Below are 17574 nucleotides of genomic sequence, written 5' to 3' on the forward strand. Positions count from 1 at the left end.
ATCAGCTGTAGCCGGTGGGCGTGGGCAGCTCGCCGGTCAGCAGGTGCCTGCCCACCTCGGCGGCCTTGTAGACGGCCGGGTCGTGCAGGGTCAGCGTGCGGGCGTTGCGCCAGAAGCGGTCCAGGCCGTAGCGGTTGGCCGTGGCCCGCGCGCCGGTCAGCTCGAAGACGCGGCCGCTGACCTCGACGGCGACCTCGGAGGCCAGCGCCTTGGCCGCGGCGATCGCCAGGCCTGCGGCCCCGCGCTGCTGCGGGGTCAGCGCCGCGCCCGCGGCGTCGGCGGCGGCGAAGGCCGCTGCGGCCCGGTCGACCAGCAGGTCGGCGGCGTCGGTGCGGGCGGTCAGCGTGCCGTAGGCGGCGAGGGTGTGCGGGTCGTCCACGGCGCGCTCGACGCCGGAGGCGGGCCAGGCGCGGGTGAACTGGCGGGTGTACTCGGCGGCGGTGGCCAGCGCGCCGCGGGCGGTCGCGGTGAGCACGCGGCTCAGGACGAGCTGGAAGGCCAGCGCGGGCAGGTTGGCCTGCGGGTAGGTCGGGTCGCCGGGCTCGGGGTGCGCGCCGAGCACGTCGTCGGCGGGCACGAAGACGTCGGTGAACTCCACGCCGCCGCTGGCCGAGCGGCGCTGGCCGAGGTTGTCCCAGTCGCCGAGCGGGCGCAGGCCCGGGGCGTCGCCGGGGCAGACGAAGGTGAGCTTGCGCTGGCCGTGGGCGGCGCTGACGACCAGCCGGTCGGCCACGCTCGCCCCGGTGGCGAACATCTTGCGCCCGCTGACCAGGAAGCCGCCGTCCACTTCGGACATCACCAGGGCCTCGTCGCGCGGGTTGGCCACCCCGGCCCAGAACCAGCCGCGCTCGGCGGTGGCCCGGCGGGCCTCGGCGGCGTACTCGGGCCTGCCGAACAGGCCCAGCCGCCAGACGTGCAGGTAGTGGTAGCCCAGCAGGTGGCCGACGGAGGCGTCGGCCGCCGCGACCTCGGCGAGCACCCGGTGCACCGCGTCCCAGTCGCCCGCGGGCACGGCGAGCAGGCCGTGCTCGCGCAGCAGGTCCACCTCCGCGTGCGGCTCACCGCCCTTGGCCTCGCGCTCGACCGCGTCGGCGGCCAGCGCGCGGGCGACCGCGCGGGCGGCGTCCTCCCACTGGGTGCTCATCGATCCCCTCTCTCGGCGTGCCTCGGAGAGGAAGTATGCCTGCCGCCCCACCCCCGGCCCACCATCCGGACCGGGTGACCGGCGTCACCCCCGCGCTAGTCCACTGTGGACTTGCGCCAGCGGTAGGCGCGCTCGACCCTGGCCACCCGCAGCTCGTACGCCTCGTACCACTGGGCGCGGCCGCGCTCGCGGGTCGCCACGTGGTCGGGGTGCTCGCGCCATCGCGCGATGGCGGGCTCGTCGCGGAAGTACGACACGGTGATGCCCACCCCGTCCCGGGCCGACTCCGCCCCCAGGTAGCCCGGCATGGCCTTGACCAGGGCGAACATCTGCTCCGCCGCCTCGGCGTAGCCCGCGGTGTCGGGGGTGAGCAGGGAGGTGAAGATGACGGCGTAGTACGGCGGCTCGGGCGTGGTGGCCAGCAGGTCCCCAGGGTTCACCCCGCCATCGAAGCCGCGGCGGCCTTCCCGGCGCAAGTGGTCTTCCGGGCAGGTCAGGCCGCGCCGATGACGATCGTGACGTCCTCGTCGGCGAGCACCGCCACCTTCAGGCCGCCCTCGGCGAAGGCCGCGGCGGCGGCCGGGGCCTGGCTCTCGTGGGCCTCGATGAGCAGCCGCCCGCCGGGAGCGAGCCAGCCCGCGGCGCCCGCGGCGACCCTGCGGTGCACGTCCAGCCCGTCGGCCCCGCCGTCGATGGCCACCCGCGGCTCGTGGTCGCGCGCCTCGGGCGGCATCGTCGCGATGGCGGCGGTGGGCACGTAGGGGGCGTTCACGACCAGCAGGTCGACCTGGCCGCGCAGCCGGTCGGGCAGCGGCGCGTACAGGTCGCCCTGCAGGACGCGGTCGGCGCCCAGGTTGCGCCGTGCGCAGTGGACGGCCCGCGGGTCGATGTCGACGGCGGTCAGGTCCAGCGGCCCCAGGGCGGCCTCGACCGCCATGCCCACCGCCCCCGACCCGCAGCACAGGTCCACCACGACCGAGCCGCCCAGCTCGGCGGCGGCGCGCACCAGCGCCTCGGTGCGCCGCCTGGGCACGAACACCCCCGGCTCGACGGCGACCCGCAGCCCGGCGAACTCCGCCCAGCCGAGGATGTGCTCCAGCGGCTCGCCCGCCACGCGCCGGGCGATGGCGGGCCCGGGGTCGGGCAGGTCGAGCAGCAGGGCGGCCTCGTCCTCGGCGAAGACGCACCCGGCGGCCCGCAGCCTGCCGACGGTGGCGGCGAAGTCGCTGCCCACCTACAGGCCCACGCAGTAGAGGGCGAACCCGGCGGTGGCCAGCAGTGCGCGCACGTGGTTGAACCGCACCCAGCGCGGCTCGAACGCTTGCCGCACCGCGCCCGGGTCGGCGATGGACCCGGCAGGCCCCGCGGCGTCGAGGCGGGTGTTGAGCGGGATGTTGACCGTGAAGGTGACCAGCATGGACACCACGGTCAGCACCGCTCCCGCCAGGACGGTGAGCCGGGGGTCGTCGCCCGCGAACTCCAGGACCACCACGGCCAGGCTGCCGACCAGCGAGGCGAGGAACACCAGGCCGAACACCGGGTTCTGGATGCGCCGGTTGACGCGCTGCATGGTGTCGACGAAGGCCCGGTCGTCCACCTGGGCCAGTGCGAGCATGACGGCGGCGGAGAACCCGAAGAACAGGCCCGCGATGAGTCCGCTCGCGACCGTCGTGGTGATCAGGACAACCTCGGCCATGCCGCCTCTCCCCCGTTGTGGACACCCCAACCTACCGTCACCGGAACGGGTGACTCGGACCCGATCGGCGTATGCCCGCCACGCCCCCCGGGTAGGCCCGCGGAACCGGATGAAGGGAGTGAGCGATGATCGACCAGGCCCAGGTCAACCAGCTGTTCGACTGCGAGATGGTCGACGCGCACGGCGAGAAGATCGGCTCGGTCAAGCAGGTGTGGCTGGACGACCGCACCGGTAGGCCGCTGTGGGCCGAGGTGCACACCGGCCTGTTCGGCATGAAGGACACGTTCGTGCCCATCCAGGAGGCCCGGATGGGCCAGGGGCAGGTCATCGTGCCGATGGACAAGAAGCAGATCAAGGACTCACCGCACATCGACGTCCAGGGCGGGCACATGTCCGACGCCCAGCAGGACGAGCTGTACCGCTACTACGGCATGATCCCCACGGCCAGCACCGGCGAGCACGACCGCCTCCCCGGCGGCCGCCAGGGCCAGGCGACCGGCCGCGCCACCGACCAGGCGACGGGCCGCACGGACCAGGCGACTGGCCGCACCGGCCGGGCCGAGCAGACCACCGGCCGGGCGACGGGCCGGGCCGAGCAGGCCGCGGGCTCGACGACGGGCCAGGAGCAGCGCGGCAAGGACCGCGGGCGCGGCATGACCCGCCACGAGGAGGAGCTGCACGCGGGCGTCCGCGACGTCGAAGCGGGCCGGGTCCGCCTGGTCAAGCACGTCGTGACCGAGCGCGAGGACATCAGCGTCCCCGTGACCCGCGAAGAGGTCCGCGTCGTCCGCGAGCCGATCGCCCCCGGCCAGCCCGCCGAGCCGGACGCCTTCACCGAGGAGGAGGCCGAGATCACCCTCCACCGCGAGGAGGTCGTCGCCGACAAGACGGCCCGCCCGGTCGAGCGCGTCCGCCTGGAGAAGCAGTCGGTCAGCGACCAGGAGCAGGTCAGCGGCGAGGTCCGCAAGGAGCGCATCGACGTCGAAGACGACACCCACCGCACCAAGCGCGACAACCGCAAACGCTGACCAACCCCCAAGCCCGACCGTGGCCGCGACCCCCGCGGCCACGGTCGGCGCGTCCTGGGTCCTGCCGCGGGCGACGCCGCCGCGCCCCGACCATCCATCTGGGAAGTGGCAGGCCAGCCCCACCGCCACGTCCCGCGCGCTCAGCCGTTCAGCAGGGCCGTCGCGGCGTCGGCGGCGGCTGAGCCGGAGGGCCACCATTCGCCGTCGCGGGCCTGGTACGGGTACCAGCGGCCGTCGCGGCCCAGGCGGACCTGGGCGTGGCCGATGGTGAGGTGGTTGGCCTTGACCTCGGGCGTCCCGTCGGCCACCGAGGCCACGGCGTCGCGGGCTCTGGCCAGGTCGGCGGCCGGGGGGCGCCAGGTCGCCTCCAGGGTGCGCAGGGCGGGGAGGCCGCCCTGGCGCCAGGCCGCCACCGCGCGGTCGAGGTCCGGGCGGGCCTGCCGCAGGCGGTCGCGGGCACCGGGGTGGACGGCGGCGAAGCGGACCACGTCGTCGGCGGTTCCCAGCACCTGCGCCTCCCCCGCCAGCAGCTCGCGGGCGCGCACGGCCGCATCGGCCGCGAGCAGGGCCAGCGCCTCCGGATCGATCCCCGGAGCGGCGGGCACCGACAGGGGTGCGGGCGGTTCGTCGGGCACCGGGGGCGGGTCGGGCAGCGGGGCCGGGGTCGCCGCGAACGCCTCCGCCGCGGGGGCGCCCTCGGCGGTCTCCGGGGCCTCCACCAGGAACTCCCGGTCCCGGCCGCGGATGAGCAGCAGCACGAACGGGTCCGCGTCGAGCAGCCAGGCCGCCTGGTAGGCCACGGCGGCGGCGTGCCTGCACGGCAGCTCCCAGCCCGGGCAGCCGCACTCGGAGTCGAAGTCGCCGATGCCCGGCAGCAGGCCCACCCCGGCCGCGGACGCGGCGTCGGCCAGGGTCGCGGGCATCTCGCCGTCCAGCAGCGCCGCCAGGTGACCCGACTCGGCGGCCACCTGGCCCGCGAACCGGTCCCACTCGGCGTCCGACAGCACCGTCACGCGCAGGACCGTGCGGTAGCCGGTGTCATCCACGGGGTCGTGCACGTGGGCGGAGAGCATGCCCGCGCTGGCGGTGATGGGTCCGACCTGGCCGGTGCGGGCCAGCCGCCTGCCGAGGCGGAGCTGGTCGTTGTCCAGCGCGCTGTCCTCCAGCCCGGCGATCCACGCCCGGCCCCACCAGGTGCGGGCGAACTTGCCGGTGCCGGGCACCGGCGGGAAGGCGGGGAAGCCCCGCGCGGCCTCGCTCACGCCCCACCCCGCAGTTCCACCAGCGCGGCCAGGTCCGCGTCCGACAGCTCGGTGAACGCCGCGTCGCCCGAGGACAGCACGGACTCGGCGAGGTCGCGCTTGCCCGCAAGCAGGGCGGCGATGCGGTCTTCCAGGGTGCCCTCCGCGATCAGCCGGTGCACCTGCACCGGTCGGGTCTGGCCGATCCGGTACGCCCGGTCGGTCGCCTGGTCCTCCACCGCCGGGTTCCACCAGCGGTCGAAGTGGACGACGTGGTCGGCGCGGGTCAGGTTGAGCCCGGTGCCCGCGGCCTTGAGCGAGAGCAGGAACACCCCGAACTCGCCGCGGCCGAACGCCGCGACCAGCTCCTCGCGGCGCGCCACCGGCGTGCCGCCGTGCAGGAAGCCGGTGGGCACGCCGCGCTCGCGCATGCGCCGCTCGATCAGCCGCGCCATCGCCACGTACTGGGTGAACACCAGCACGGCCCCGTCCTCGGCGCGGATCGTGTCCACCAGCTCGTCGAGCAGGTCGAGCTTGCCCGAGCGCCCGGCCAGCCCGCCCGCGGTGTCCTTGAGGTAGTGCGCGGGGTGGTTGCAGATCTGCTTGAGCCCGGTGATCAGCTTCATCACCAGCCCGCGGCGGGCCATCCCCTGCGCCCCGCCGATCTCGGCCATCGCCTCGCGGACCAGCGCGGTGTAGAGGCCCGCCTGCTCGGCCGAGAGCGGCACCGGCCGGTCGGTCTCGGTCTTGGGCGGCAGCTCCGGGGCGATGCCCGGGTCGGACTTGCGCCGCCGCAGCAGGAACGGGGCGATCAGCCGGGCGAAGCGGCGCGCGGCCGCCGGGTCGCGGTCGCGCTCGATCCGGTCGGCCCAGCGGGCCCGGAACGCCGCCTGGGTGCCGAGCAGGCCGGGGGTCGTCCAGTCCAGGATGGACCACAGCTCCGAGAGGTTGTTCTCCACCGGCGTGCCGGTCAGCGCCACCCGCGCGGTCGGGCGCAGCGCGCGCAGCGCCTTCGCCGTGGCCGACGCCGGGTTCTTCGCGTGCTGGGCCTCGTCGGCCACGACCAGGTCCCAGCGGTGCGCGGCCAGCCGGTCGAGGTCGGCGCGCAGCGTGCCGTAGGTGGTCAGGACGAAGCCCTCGTCGGCGGTCTCCCGGGCCGCGCCGTGGTAGCGGCGCACCGGGACGCCCGGGGCGAAGCGGCGGATCTCCCGCTCCCAGTTGCCCAGCAGCGACGCCGGGCAGACCACCAGCGTCGGCCCGCTGCCGCGGTGCAGGTGCAGGGCGATGAGGGTGATCGTCTTGCCCAGGCCCATGTCGTCGGCCAGGCAGGCGCCCAGGCCCAGCGAGGTCATCCTGGCCAGCCACCGCAGCCCGCGCAGCTGGTAGTCGCGCAGCGTGGCGGCCAGGCCGTCGGGGGCGGGCACCGGCTCGGCCCCGGAGTCCGGGTCGGCGATGCGGGCGCGCAGCTCGTCCAGCCAGGCGGCGGGCTCGACCTCGACGTGCTCGCCGTCGACCTCGGCGGTCCCGGTCAGCGCCATGCCGAGCGCGGCCATGCCGTCGACCGGCTTGAGCTCGCGCTCCCTGGCCCGCCGCTGCGTCTGCGCGTCGACCAGCACCCAGCCGTCGCGCAGGCGCACGACCGGGCGGTGGGCCTCGGCGATGCGGTCGAGCTCCTCGGGGGTGAGCGCGCGCCCGTCGAGGGCGATGCGCCAGTCCATGCCGACCGACGACCCCAGCCCGCCCGACGCCCGCCCGACGGCGACCCGGGCCGTCAGCCCGCCCAGCAGCTCGCGCGGCCAGTGCACGTCCACCCCGGCCGCGGCCAGCCGGGGGGCGGCGGCCATCAGCTCGTCGATCTCGGCGTCGTCGAGCACCAGCCGGTCGGGGACGGGCTGGCCGAGCAGCCGGGCCAGCGGCGGCCACTCCCGGGCGGCGCGGCGCAGCGCCGTGGTCACCTCGACGCGCGCGGTGCGGCCGAGGTCCGCCCCCGCCCACACCTGGGCGGCGTCGACCACGACCGAGGGGTCGGCCAGCGAGTGCGCCTGCACGACGGCGTGGAAGGCGCCCGCCGCGTAGTCCCCGCCCGGCACCTCGGCCCGCAGGGACACCCGCAGACCCGCGTCGAGCCCGCCTGCCACCTCGTCGGCCCACTTCCGCAGCCGCGGCGCGCGGTGGGCCGAGCGGGCGGCGTAGAGGGGACCGCCCGCGACCTTGACCGCCGCGGCCGTGCGCGGCATGCCGTCGACCACGGCGTCCAGGAACTGCCGGACCAGCGCCTCGGCGTCGGGCAGCCGGTCGCCGGCCACCGGCAGCGCGCGGGCGCTGGCCGGCATGGCGGCGGCCAGCTCGCGCACCCGCGCGGCGTCGCCGACGTCCAGCGGCCCGGCCCGCCACACGTCCGCCCCGCCGGGGCTGAGCGCGGGGGTGATCCGGCCGCGGGCGACCAGGTGCAGGGCCAGCAGCACGGCGGCGCCCCAGAAGGCCGCGGCCGGGTCGGCGTCGGCGGCCCGGCGCGCGCGGGTGAGCACGGGGACGGCCTCGGCGACCGGCAGCACGGCCACCGCGACGGTGCGCGGCTCGGGGTCGAGCAGGGTCAGCTCCTCGGGCCTGCCCGCCGCGGCGTCGCCCACGAAGGCGACGACCCCCGCGCGGGCGGGGTCGCCGGGGCGGAAGACGGCCTGGCTGCGGGCCAGAGCGGCGGCCACGTCGGCCGGGATGGTCTGCACGGACAGGGATTCTCCCCTTCTCCCGATCAGTTGGGTCGCTCGCCGAGCCACTGGACCAGTTGGACCGTGAGCCCGTTCGGGTCGGTGACCTGGCAGAGCCGCTCCCCCCACTTCTCATCCACCACCGGGCCGACCGCGACCCCCGCGCCCGCGAGCCGGTCGGCCTCGGCGCGCACGTCGGCCACCTCGAATGCGATGATCAACCCGGTGGCCCCCGGCGTCCCGGGCAGCAGCGCCAACTCGAAGTCGGCGTCGTCGTGCAGCAGCTTGGCGATGGAGTCCTCGACCATGACCGGACGGAAGCCGAGGTGGTCGATGTAGAACGCGGCACCGCCGCGCACGTCGCGCACGTGCGCCGCCAGGGTCACCCGTCGAACCCGCATATACCCTCCCCCTATCAGTACACCGTACGACTCGTACAGTGTACCGTACACTATACGAACGGTGGTGCGCACATGGCCGAGAAGACCGAGCGACGTGATCCCGCTCGCACCATGACCCTGCTCTGGCGCACGCCGGGCGAGCCGGGGCGCGGCCGCAGGCCCGGCCTGACCGCCGACGCGATCGTCAACGCGGGCATCGCCCTGGCCGACGAGGCGGGCCTGGCCGAGCTGTCCATGCGCCGGGTCGCCGAACGGCTCGGCGTGGGCACCATGTCGCTCTACACCTACGTGCAGAACAAGGCCGACCTCATCGCCGCCATGCGCGACCAGGTCGTCGGGGAGGTCGACGTGCCCGACCCCGGCGGCGAGTGGCGCGCCGAGCTGAGCGGGTACGCCCGGGGCCTGTGGGCGCTCATGCACCGCCACCCCTGGCTGCTCGGCACCCCCATCGCCCACGAGCTGGCCGGGCCCAACGAGACCGCGCGCATGGACGCCGTGCTGGCCATCGGCGCGGCGGCCGGGCTCGCCGAGCCCGACATGCTCGGGGTGTACCTGCTGGTCGACGCCTACGTGCGCGGCCTGGCCTGGATCTCGGTGGACACCCAGCAGGCCTCAGCCCGCAGCGGGATGAGCGAGGTCGAGTGGTGGACCGACAAGGAGGCGCTGGTCAACGCCTACGTCACCCCGGCTCGGTTCCCGGCCATGACCGCGGTCGCCGCTTCCGGGGCGTTCGCCACCGACGGCTTCGAGTTCGGCCTGGCCCGGGTCCTGGACGGGATCGCCGCCCACCTCGGCGGGCAGTGATCGATCCAGCACCGGGGGTTCCCAAACCGGGAGCGGGGATCGTAAGCTGGGAGCGCTCCCAAACCCTCATCGCCGAGTGCTCGGAGTCGATCGTGCCCCCTGCCACCCCCGTGCCACCCCCGGTCCGCCGCTCCCGGCGCAGCGCCGTCGCCGCGGGCGCCGTCGCCGCGGCCACCGCGCTCGTCGCAGGCGCCGCCGCCCTGGTCGGACCCACCGCGTCGGCCGCGGCGCCGGAGTTCTACGTCGTCCCGGACACCTCAGCGGCCCGCTGGGTCGCGGCCAACCCCGGCGACCACCGCGCCCCCGTGATCCGCGACCGGATCGCCTCGGTGCCGCAGGCCAAGTGGTTCACCACCACCAACACCAGCACCGTGCGGGGCCAGGTCGAAGCCTTCGTCGGCGCGGCCGCCGCCGCGGGCAAGATCCCGATCATGGTCGTCTACAACATCCCCAACCGCGACTGCGGCGGGCCCAGCGGCGGCGGCGCGCCCAGCCACGACGCCTACCGCGCCTGGGTCGACCAGGTGGCGGCGGGCCTGGCGGGGCGACCGGCCTACATCGTGCTCGAACCGGACGTGCTGCCGCTGATGAGCAGCTGCCAGAGCGCCGAGCAGCAGGCGCAGACCCGGGCGTCGATGGCGTACGCGGGCAAGCGGCTCAAGGCGGGCTCCGCGCAGGCCAAGGTGTTCTTCGACATCGGCCACTCCGCGTGGCTGACCCCCGGCGAGGCGGCCAACCGGCTGCGCGCCGCGGACGTGTCCAACAGCGCCGACGGCATCTCGACCAACGTGTCGAACTACCGCGCCAACTCCGAGGTCATCCCGTTCGCCAAGGCCGTGCTGAACAACCTCGGCGACAGCAGGCTCACCGCGGTCATCGACACCAGCCGCAACGGCAACGGCCCCGCGGGCGACGAGTGGTGCGACCCGCCGGGCCGCGCGATCGGCGTGCCGAGCACGACCCAGACCGGCGACCCGAAGATCGCGGCCTTCCTGTGGGTGAAGCTGCCCGGCGAGGCCGACGGCTGCATCGCCAGCGCAGGCCAGTTCGTCCCGCAGCGCGCCTACGAACTGGCCCAGGCCGCACCCCCGACCACCACGAACCCGACCACCACGACGACGACCTCGAACCCGCCGGTGGGCTCGTGCAGCATCACGCACCGGATCGTCAACTCCTGGTCCGGCGGCTTCACCGCGGAGGTCGTCATCACCAACGGCGGCAGCGCGGTCAGCTCGTGGACGGCGGAGTTCACCGCCCCGGGCGTGTCCCTCAGCAACGGCTGGAACGGCACGTGGTCCAAGTCCGGCGACACCATCCGCGTCACCAATGCCGCGTGGAACGGAAACCTCGCCGCAGGCGCCACCGTGACCCTCGGCTACAACGGCACCGGCCCAATCCCGACGACGACCAACCACAAGCTCAACGGCGCGCTCTGCGGCTGAGGCACCGCCCGCGCGCCCGCCCAGGGGGCCCGGCTCAGCACCCGAGCCGGGCCCCCTCCTTGGGCGTCCTCAGTGGCCTGTCAGCTCGGCCCGCTGCCTACGCCCAGCCAGCGCAGGGCGTCGGCGACAGTGGGGACGACGGGGACGTCCGGGGGGAGGGGGCGGTCTACGACGACCACCGGGATGCGCAGTTCGCGGGCGGCGGCGAGTTTGGCTGCGGTGAGGGGGCCGCCGCTGTCCTTCGTCACCAGCACGTCGATGCGGTGGTCGCGCAGGAGCGCCAGCTCGCCGTCCACTGTGTACGGTCCGCGGGCGAGGATGACCGAGGAGCGGGGCGGCAGTGGCGGGTCGGGTGGGTCGACGCAGCGGATGAGGAACCACTGGGGGTTGGCGGCGAAGGCGGCGATGCCCTGGCGGCCGCTGGTCAGGAAGACGCGGTCGCCGAGGTCGCCGAGGAGGTGGGCGGCGGCGGGCAGGTCGGGCGCCCGGTGCCACACGTCGCCCGGTCCCTCGGTCCAGCCCGGTCGGCGCAGCAGGACGAGCGGCACCCCGGCCGCGGCCGACGCCGCGGCCGCCGACGCGCTGATCCGCTCGGCGAACGGGTGGGTCGCGTCGACCACCGCGTCGACGGACTCCCGGCGCAGCCACTCGGCCAGCGCCGAAGGACCGCCGAAGCCGCCGACGCGCACCTCCCCCACCGGGAGCTTCGGGTTGCGCACCCGGCCGGCGAGCGAGGTGATCACGTGGTGGTCGGGGTGCAGCGCGGCCGCGAGCGCGCGGCCCTCGCCGGTGCCGCCGAGGACGAGCACCCTCACCCGCGGTCCCGGGCGGCGGAGTACAGGTGGCTGTCGCAGAAGTCGCCAGCGGCGAGCGCCCGGCCGACCATGATCACCGCGGTGCGCCGGATGCCCGCGGCGGTGACCGCGGCCGCGATCGTGCCCAGCGTGCCCCGCAGCACCAGCTCATCGGGGCGGGACGCCCGCGCGACCACGGCGACCGGGCAGTCCGCGCCGTAGTGGGGGATCAGCTCGGCCACGACCTCCTCGATCCGCTGCACGGCCAGGTGCAGCACCATCGTGGCGCGGCTGCGGCCCAGGGTGGCCAGGTCCTCCCCCGGCGGCATCGGCGTCGCGCGGGCCGCCGTGCGGGTCAGCACCACGGTCTGGCCGACCCCCGGCACGGTCAGCTCCCGGCCCAGCGCGGCCGCCGCGGCGGCGAAGGCGGGCACGCCGGGGCACACGTCGTAGGGCACGCCCGCGGCGTCGAGCCTGCGCATCTGCTCGGCCATCGCGCTGAACACCGACGGGTCGCCGGAGTGCAGCCGGGCCACGTCGTGCCCGGCGGCGTGGGCGGCGACCATCTCGGCGACGATCTCATCCAGGGTCAGGTTGGCCGTGTCGACCTTGCGGGCGCCGGGCGGGCAGGCGTCGAGCAGCTCCACCGGCACCAGCGCCCCGGCGTACAGGCACACCGGGGACGCGGCGATGATGTCCCGCCCACGCACCGTGATCAGGTCGGCTGCGCCGGGCCCGGCGCCGACGAAGTGAACGGTCACATCTCCTCCTTGACCACGCGCCACTGGGTGACCGCGCGCTGCGGCTGCCACGCCGTGAACCCGCCCAGCCGCCCCGCCCGCTCCACGGCGATCCGGGTCAGCGTCCCGCCGACCTCGCCCCGCCAGCGCGCCAGCAGCGCCTCGGACTCCAGCGTCACCGCGTTGACCACCAGCCGCCCGCCGACGGGCAGCGCCGACCAGCACGCCCCCAGCACGCCCGGGGCCGTCACCCCGCCACCGACGAAGATCGCGTCCGGCCGGGGCAGCCCGGCGAGGACGTCCGGGGCCGAGCCGATCACCAGGTCGAGCCCGGGCACGCCGAAGGCGGCGGCGTTGCGCGCGGCGCGGGCCGCGCGGTCGGGCCGCGGCTCGACCGCCACCGCACGGCAGGCGGGGTGGCTGCGCAGCCACTCGATGCCGACGCTGCCCGAGCCCGCGCCGATGTCCCACAGCAGCTCGCCCGGCTCCGGGCCGAGCGCGGCCAGCGTCACCGCCCGCACCTCGCGCTTGGTGATCTGGCCGTCGTGCTCGTAGGCGTCGTCGGGCAGGCCGGGGACCCGGGGCAGCCGCCGCGCGCCCGCGGTCGCCACGCACCGCACCGCCACGACGTTCAGGGCGGGCGCGGTGCCCGAGTAGGTGTCCGCGGTCGCCTCGACGACCGATTCCGACGGCCCGCCGAGGTCGGACAGCACCGTCAGCGCGCTGGGGCCGAACCCGCGCTCGCGCAGCAGCGCGGCCACGGCGGCGGGGGTCTCCCCGGAGGCGCTGAGCACCAGCACCCGCCGACCGGGGTGCACGGCGGCGTGCAGCCGCTCGACCGGGCGGCCCACGGCGCTGACCACCTCGACGTCCTGCAGCGCCCAGCCCAGCCGCGCGCACGCCAGCGACGCCGACGACGGGTGCGGCAGGACGTCCACCGGGATCAGCGCGCTCAGCTCGACGCCGATGCCATACCACATGGGGTCGCCGCTGGCCAGCACGCACAGCCTGCGGTGCGCGTTGGCCTCGACCAGCCCCGGCAGCGCGGGCAGCAGCGGCGAGGGCCACGGCACCCGCTCCGCGGTGACCGCGGCGGGCAGCAGCCCGAGCTGCCGCGCCGACCCGACGACCACCTCGGCCCCCAGCACGGCCTCGCGGGCCGCGGCCGAGAGCCCCGCCCACCCGTCCGCGCCGATCCCCACCACCGTCACCACGGGCGCACACGCTAACCGGCGGCCGGAGATCCACGCCACGTGGCTTGGCCCACCCCCGCCCGGTCTGACACGATGCCTTGCGAACGAGCAGGGTGTGCGAGGAAACCGGTGCGAATCCGGTGCGGTCCCGCCACTGTGACCGGGGAGCGCCCCTCCCCCGCGTGCCACCGGGCGACCGGGAAGGCCGGAGCGGGCGCGGCGATCCGGGAGCCAGGACACTCGGCCCTGCGTGATCACGAACCGGGCGCGGACCCGGAGGAGTGAGGACTGCCGCATGCCCGCTGCCGGGTACCCGTTCTCGGCCGTCGTCGGCCACGACGACCTGCGCACCGCGTTGCTGCTCAACGCCGTCCACCCCGGGATCGGCGGGGTGCTCGTGCGGGGCGAGAAGGGCACGGCGAAGTCGACGGTCGTGCGGGCGCTGGCCGCCCTGCTCCCCGCGATCGCCGTCGTGCCGGACTGCCGCTTCGCCTGCGACCCCGACGCCCCCGACCCGCGCTGCCCCGACGCCCCGCACGCAGGCCGGGCCGAGCGCGCCGCCCGGCTGGTCGAGCTGCCGGTGGGCGCGGGCGAGGACCGGCTGGTCGGCTCGCTGGACCTCGAACGCGCGCTGCGCGAGGGCGTGCGCGCCTTCCAGCCCGGCCTGCTCGCCGCCGCGCACCGGGGCGTGCTCTACGTCGACGAGGTCAACCTGCTGCACGACCACCTGGTCGACCTGCTGCTCGACGCCGCGGCGATGGGCCGCGCCCACGTCGAGCGCGAGGGCGTGTCGGTCTCCCACGCGGCGGCGTTCCTGCTGGTCGGCACCATGAACCCCGAGGAGGGCGAGCTGCGCCCGCAGCTGCTGGACCGCTTCGGGCTGACCGTGGAGGTGCGCGCCGCCCGCGACGTCGACACCCGCGCCGAGGTCATCCGGCGCAGGCTCGCCTACGAGGCCGACCCGGTGGCCTTCGCGCGGTCCTGGGCCGCCGCCGACGCCGAGCTGGCCGACCGCATCGCCGCCGCCCGCGCCGCCCTGCCCGGCATCGCCCTGCCCGACGCCGAGCTGCGCCGGATCGCCGCCGTGTGCGCCGCGTTCGACGTCGACGGCATGCGCGCCGACCTGGTGGTCGCCCGCACGGCGACCGCGCACGCGGCCTGGCGCGGCGGGGACCGGGTGACCGCGGCCGACGTCGAGGTGGCCGCCCGGCTGGCCCTGCCGCACCGGCGCAGGCGCGACCCGTTCGACGAGCCCGGCCTCGACGACAAGCAGCTCGACCAGGCCATGCGCGATGCGGCCGAGGCGGCGGACGACCCCGAGCCCGAGCCGGACCCCGACCCGCCCGCAGGCGCCCCCCGGCCCGACGAGGACGGCGGTCCACAGGAGACGGAGGCCCCGCCCGCCCCGCAGGGCGACGGCGAGGGCAAGCGGGCAGGCGCCCCCGACCCGGCGTTCAAGGCCCGCAGGCTGGAGATCGCGGGCGTCGGCGAGGGCGCGCCCGGCCGCCGCTCCCGCTCCCGCGCGGGCGGCGGGCGCACGCTGCGCGCCGCGAGCCGGGGCACGGGCGTGCACATCGTCGGCACGGTGACCGCCGCCGCCCCGCACCAGCGGGCGCGGGGGCGCACCGGCACGGCCCTGGAGCTGCGGCCGGACGACCTGCGCCGGACGGTGCGGGAGGGCCGGGAGGCCAACCTCGTGCTGTTCGTGGTCGACGCCTCCGGCTCGATGGCCGCCCGCAAGCGGATGACCGCGGTGACCGGCGCCGTGGTGTCCCTGCTCCGCGACGCCTACCAGCGGCGCGACAAGGTCGGGCTGATCACCCTGCGCGGCAAGGAGTCGACGCTGGCCCTGCCGCCCACCTCGTCGGTGGAGGCCGCCGTCGCCCGGCTGCGCGACCTGCGCACCGGCGGCCGGACGCCGCTGGCCCACGGCCTGCTGACCGCCCGCCGCACGCTGGCCGCCGAGCGCCTGCGCGACCCGCGCCGCCGGGCGCTGCTCGTGCTGGTCACCGACGGCCGGGCGACCGTGGCGGCCCGGCCGGGCGGCGACCCGCTGGCCGACGCCGAGCGCGCGGCCGCCCTGCTCGCCGGTGACGGCGTGGCCGCGGTCGTGGTCGACTGCGAGGGCGGCCCGGTCCGCCTCGGCCTCGCCGACCGGCTGACCACCGCCATCGGCGGCACCGGGGTCCGGCTGGCGGACCTGTCGGCGGACGCGGTCGCGGGCGTGGTGCGCGCGGCCCGCGCGGCGTAGGGAGGACGCGATGCCCCAAGGCAAGCCCGAGGTCGTCCCGCAGGACGGCATGACCACCCGGCAGCGGCGCAACCGGCCGCTGCTGCTGGTGCACACCGGGGAGATGAAGGGCAAGTCCACCGCCGCGTTCGGCCTGGCGCTGCGCGGCTGGAACCAGGGCTGGGACATCGGGGTGTTCCAGTTCGTCAAGTCGGCCAAGTGGCGCGTGGGCGAGGAGTCGGCGCTGCTGGCCCTGGGCAGGCTGCACGAGCAGACCGGCGAGGGCGGCCCGGTGCAGTGGCACAAGATGGGCTCGGGCTGGTCGTGGTCGCGCAAGCAGGGCACCGAGGTCGACCACGCCGAGGCCGCGCGCGAGGGCTGGCGGGAGATCGCCCGCAGGCTCGCCGCGCAGCAGCACGACCTCTACGTGCTCGACGAGTTCACCTACCCGCTCAAGTGGGGCTGGATCGACGTGGACGAGGTCGTCGCCGCCCTGGCCGGGCGGCCGGGGCACCAGCACGTGGTGATCACCGGCCGGGACGCGCCCGCCGCCCTGGTGGAGGCCGCCGACCTCGTGGTGAGCATGACCAAGGTCAAGCACCCGATGGACGCCGGGCAGAAGGGGCAGAAGGGCATCGAGTGGTAGCCCGGCTGGTCATCGCCGCGCCCGCGTCCGGCAGCGGCAAGACGACGGTCGCCACCGGCCTGATGGCCGCCCTGCGCGCCCGCGGCCACCGGGTCGCGCCGTTCAAGGTGGGGCCGGATTACATCGACCCCGGCTACCACGCGCTGGCCACCGGGCGGCCGGGGCGCAACCTCGACCCGAACCTGGTCGGCGAGGACCGGATCGCCCCGCTGTTCCGGCACGGCTCGGCCGGGGCGGACATCGCGGTCGTCGAGGGCGTCATGGGGCTGTTCGACGGCCGCATCGAGAACGGCTTCGGCTCCACCGCGCACGTCGCAGGCCTGCTGGACGCGCCGGTGGTGCTGGTGGTCGACGCGCGCGGGCAGAGCAGCAGCATCGCCGCGCTGCTGCACGGGTTCCGGTCGTACCGGCCGGGTGTGCGGCTGGTGGGGGTGGTGCTGAACCAGGTGGGGTCCGAGCGGCACGAGGAGGTCTTGCGGGCGGCGTGCGAGGACGTCGGGCTGCCGGTGCTGGGGGCGCTGCGGCGCGCTGGGGCGGTGGACGTGCCGTCGCGGCATCTGGGGTTGGTTCCTGCTGCGGAACGGGGGGCGTCGGCGGTGCGTGCTGTGGAGGCGATGGCGGAGCTGGTGGCGTCCTCAGTGGACTTGGCCGCGGTGGTGGCGGCGGCTTCGGATGCGGCGCCGGTGGGGGGTTCGGTGTGGGCGGCTGAGCGGGAGGTGGAGCGGGGGTCGTCGGTGGTGGTCGCGGTGGCTGGCGGGCCTGCGTTCACGTTCGGGTATGCCGAGCATGTGGAGTTGCTGGCGGCTGGTGGGGCTGAGGTTGTGGTGGTGGATCCGGTGCGGGATGCGGAGCTGCCTGCTGGGGTGGCCGGGCTGGTGCTGCCTGGCGGGTTTCCGGAGCAGCATGCTGAGGCGTTGGCCGCGAATGCGCGGCTGCGGGAGGAGGTTGCGGCGGCGGTGCGGCGGGGGGTGGTGGTGCATGCGGAGTGCGGGGGGTTGCTGTATCTGGGGAAGCGGTTGGATGGGTGGGAGATGTGCGGGGTGTTGCCGGTGGCGGCTGAGATGAGTTCTCGGCTGGTGTTGGGGTATCGGGATGCGGTGGCTGTGGCCGAGTCGTGTCTGTATGCGGTGGGGGAACGGGTGACTGGGCATGAGTTTCATCGGACTCGGACTGTGCCTGGGTGGGGGGATAGGGCGGCTTGGGGGTGGGGTGGAGGGGTGGAGGGGTTTGTTGTGGGGGGTGTGCATGCGTCGTATCTGCATACGCATCCGGCTGGGCAGGTGGGGGCTGTGCGGCGGTTTCTGGCTGCTGCTCGGGGGGTGACCTCGCTGCCCTGCTGACGGGTGGGTCGGGTGGTCTCGCGGCTTCCGGCGGTGGGGGCAGCGGCTGGTTGCGCGGCTGTGGCCGGTGGGTGCGCGGCTTGGGTGGGTGGTCCGATGGGGTGAACTCGCATTCGCGGGGACCCCTAAGCGAAACGCCGCTTGGGCGTGAAGGCGGTGAAGGCGGG

16 protein-coding genes and 1 riboswitch are annotated in these 17574 nt (G+C 75.9%); of the genes, 6 read left to right on the forward strand and 10 right to left on the reverse strand.

Annotated features, from left to right (window positions below; all coding sequences use genetic code 11):
• Position 1: 1 nt before the first annotated feature.
• From ACWEPX_RS29975 to ACWEPX_RS29990, 4 genes are all read right to left on the reverse strand, one after another.
• Positions 2–1144, reverse strand: coding sequence for an acyl-CoA dehydrogenase family protein (locus tag ACWEPX_RS29975; protein ID WP_451900617.1), 1143 nt, complete (start codon positions 1142–1144; stop codon positions 2–4).
• Positions 1145–1239: 95 nt separating this feature from the next.
• Positions 1240–1584: an antibiotic biosynthesis monooxygenase family protein gene (locus ACWEPX_RS29980; protein ID WP_451900618.1), complete on the reverse strand. Its 345-nt coding sequence runs from the start codon at positions 1582–1584 to the stop codon at positions 1240–1242.
• A 53-nt stretch (positions 1585–1637) separates the two neighbouring features.
• Positions 1638–2378: a putative protein N(5)-glutamine methyltransferase gene (locus ACWEPX_RS29985; RefSeq protein ID WP_451900619.1), complete on the reverse strand. Its 741-nt coding sequence runs from the start codon at positions 2376–2378 to the stop codon at positions 1638–1640.
• Positions 2379–2840, reverse strand: a complete 462-nt coding sequence (locus ACWEPX_RS29990; RefSeq protein WP_451900620.1) for an anthrone oxygenase family protein — start codon at positions 2838–2840, stop codon at positions 2379–2381. It lies immediately after the preceding gene.
• A 125-nt stretch (positions 2841–2965) separates the two neighbouring features.
• Here ACWEPX_RS29990 and ACWEPX_RS29995 point away from each other — a divergent pair, with 125 nt between their 5' ends.
• On the forward strand, positions 2966–3868 hold the full coding sequence (locus ACWEPX_RS29995; protein ID WP_451900621.1) for a DUF2382 domain-containing protein: 903 nt from the start codon (positions 2966–2968) through the stop codon (positions 3866–3868).
• 140 nt (positions 3869–4008) lie between these two features.
• On the opposite strand, the gene ACWEPX_RS30000 is transcribed toward ACWEPX_RS29995, so the two are convergent.
• Genes ACWEPX_RS30000 through ACWEPX_RS30010 form a run of 3 tightly spaced genes read right to left on the reverse strand, consistent with a single transcriptional unit; the run spans position 4009 to position 8218 of the window.
• A complete protein-coding gene (locus ACWEPX_RS30000; protein ID WP_451900622.1) occupies positions 4009–5130 on the reverse strand; it encodes an SWIM zinc finger family protein in 1122 nt (373 codons plus the stop codon).
• A complete protein-coding gene (locus ACWEPX_RS30005) occupies positions 5127–7835 on the reverse strand; it encodes a DEAD/DEAH box helicase (RefSeq protein ID WP_451900623.1) in 2709 nt (902 codons plus the stop codon). The genes ACWEPX_RS30000 and ACWEPX_RS30005 overlap by 4 nt, the downstream gene beginning before the upstream one ends.
• Before the next feature lie 26 nt (positions 7836–7861).
• A complete protein-coding gene (locus ACWEPX_RS30010; RefSeq protein ID WP_451900624.1) occupies positions 7862–8218 on the reverse strand; it encodes a VOC family protein in 357 nt (118 codons plus the stop codon).
• Between the two features lie 72 nt (positions 8219–8290).
• Here ACWEPX_RS30010 and ACWEPX_RS30015 point away from each other — a divergent pair, with 72 nt between their 5' ends.
• Together ACWEPX_RS30015 and ACWEPX_RS30020 are read left to right on the forward strand one after the other, a co-directional pair.
• Positions 8291–9022: a TetR/AcrR family transcriptional regulator gene (locus ACWEPX_RS30015; RefSeq protein ID WP_451900625.1), complete on the forward strand. Its 732-nt coding sequence runs from the start codon at positions 8291–8293 to the stop codon at positions 9020–9022.
• A 92-nt stretch (positions 9023–9114) separates the two neighbouring features.
• Entirely contained in the window at positions 9115–10464 is a 1350-nt protein-coding gene (locus ACWEPX_RS30020) for a glycoside hydrolase family 6 protein (protein WP_451900626.1), read from the forward strand.
• 80 nt (positions 10465–10544) lie between these two features.
• On the opposite strand, the gene ACWEPX_RS30025 is transcribed toward ACWEPX_RS30020, so the two are convergent.
• Genes ACWEPX_RS30025 through cbiE form a run of 3 tightly spaced genes read right to left on the reverse strand, consistent with a single transcriptional unit; the run spans position 10545 to position 13212 of the window.
• Entirely contained in the window at positions 10545–11279 is a 735-nt protein-coding gene (locus ACWEPX_RS30025) for a cobalt-precorrin-6A reductase (RefSeq protein WP_451900627.1), read from the reverse strand.
• Positions 11276–12019: a precorrin-4 C(11)-methyltransferase gene (cobM, locus tag ACWEPX_RS30030; protein ID WP_451900628.1), complete on the reverse strand. Its 744-nt coding sequence runs from the start codon at positions 12017–12019 to the stop codon at positions 11276–11278. The genes ACWEPX_RS30025 and cobM overlap by 4 nt, the downstream gene beginning before the upstream one ends.
• Positions 12016–13212 (reverse strand): precorrin-6y C5,15-methyltransferase (decarboxylating) subunit CbiE, encoded by a 1197-nt coding sequence (cbiE, locus tag ACWEPX_RS30035; RefSeq protein WP_451900629.1) that lies wholly within the window; start codon positions 13210–13212, stop codon positions 12016–12018. The genes cobM and cbiE overlap by 4 nt, the downstream gene beginning before the upstream one ends.
• A gap of 73 nt (positions 13213–13285) precedes the next feature.
• Positions 13286–13454: riboswitch (cobalamin riboswitch) on the forward strand.
• Between the two features lie 32 nt (positions 13455–13486).
• Here cbiE and ACWEPX_RS30040 point away from each other — a divergent pair.
• Genes ACWEPX_RS30040 through ACWEPX_RS30050 form a run of 3 tightly spaced genes read left to right on the forward strand, consistent with a single transcriptional unit; the run spans position 13487 to position 17407 of the window.
• Complete coding sequence (locus ACWEPX_RS30040) at positions 13487–15442, forward strand: putative cobaltochelatase (RefSeq protein WP_451900630.1); 1956 nt, start codon at positions 13487–13489, stop codon at positions 15440–15442.
• Positions 15443–15452: 10 nt separating this feature from the next.
• Positions 15453–16067, forward strand: coding sequence for a cob(I)yrinic acid a,c-diamide adenosyltransferase (gene cobO / locus ACWEPX_RS30045; RefSeq protein WP_451900631.1), 615 nt, complete (start codon positions 15453–15455; stop codon positions 16065–16067).
• Complete coding sequence (locus ACWEPX_RS30050; RefSeq protein WP_451900632.1) at positions 16061–17407, forward strand: cobyrinate a,c-diamide synthase; 1347 nt, start codon at positions 16061–16063, stop codon at positions 17405–17407. The genes cobO and ACWEPX_RS30050 overlap by 7 nt, the downstream gene beginning before the upstream one ends.
• Positions 17408–17574 lie beyond the last annotated feature (167 nt).

The sequence above is a fragment of the Actinokineospora sp. NPDC004072 genome (genome assembly GCF_053604195.1).

Bases quoted from the DNA above. Each gene is read 5' to 3' on its own strand.
- ACWEPX_RS30040 (WP_451900630.1), top strand. From the start codon at position 13,487: ATGCCCGCTGCCGGGTACCCGTTCTCGGCCGTCGTCGGCCACGACGAC.
- ACWEPX_RS29990 (WP_451900620.1), bottom strand. From the start codon at position 2,840: ATGGCCGAGGTTGTCCTGATCACCACGACGGTCGCGAGCGGACTCATC.
- ACWEPX_RS29975 (WP_451900617.1), bottom strand. From the start codon at position 1,144: ATGAGCACCCAGTGGGAGGACGCCGCCCGCGCGGTCGCCCGCGCGCTG.
- cobO (WP_451900631.1), top strand. From the start codon at position 15,453: ATGCCCCAAGGCAAGCCCGAGGTCGTCCCGCAGGACGGCATGACCACC.
- ACWEPX_RS29995 (WP_451900621.1), top strand. From the start codon at position 2,966: ATGATCGACCAGGCCCAGGTCAACCAGCTGTTCGACTGCGAGATGGTC.
- ACWEPX_RS30015 (WP_451900625.1), top strand. From the start codon at position 8,291: ATGGCCGAGAAGACCGAGCGACGTGATCCCGCTCGCACCATGACCCTG.
- ACWEPX_RS30010 (WP_451900624.1), bottom strand. From the start codon at position 8,218: ATGCGGGTTCGACGGGTGACCCTGGCGGCGCACGTGCGCGACGTGCGC.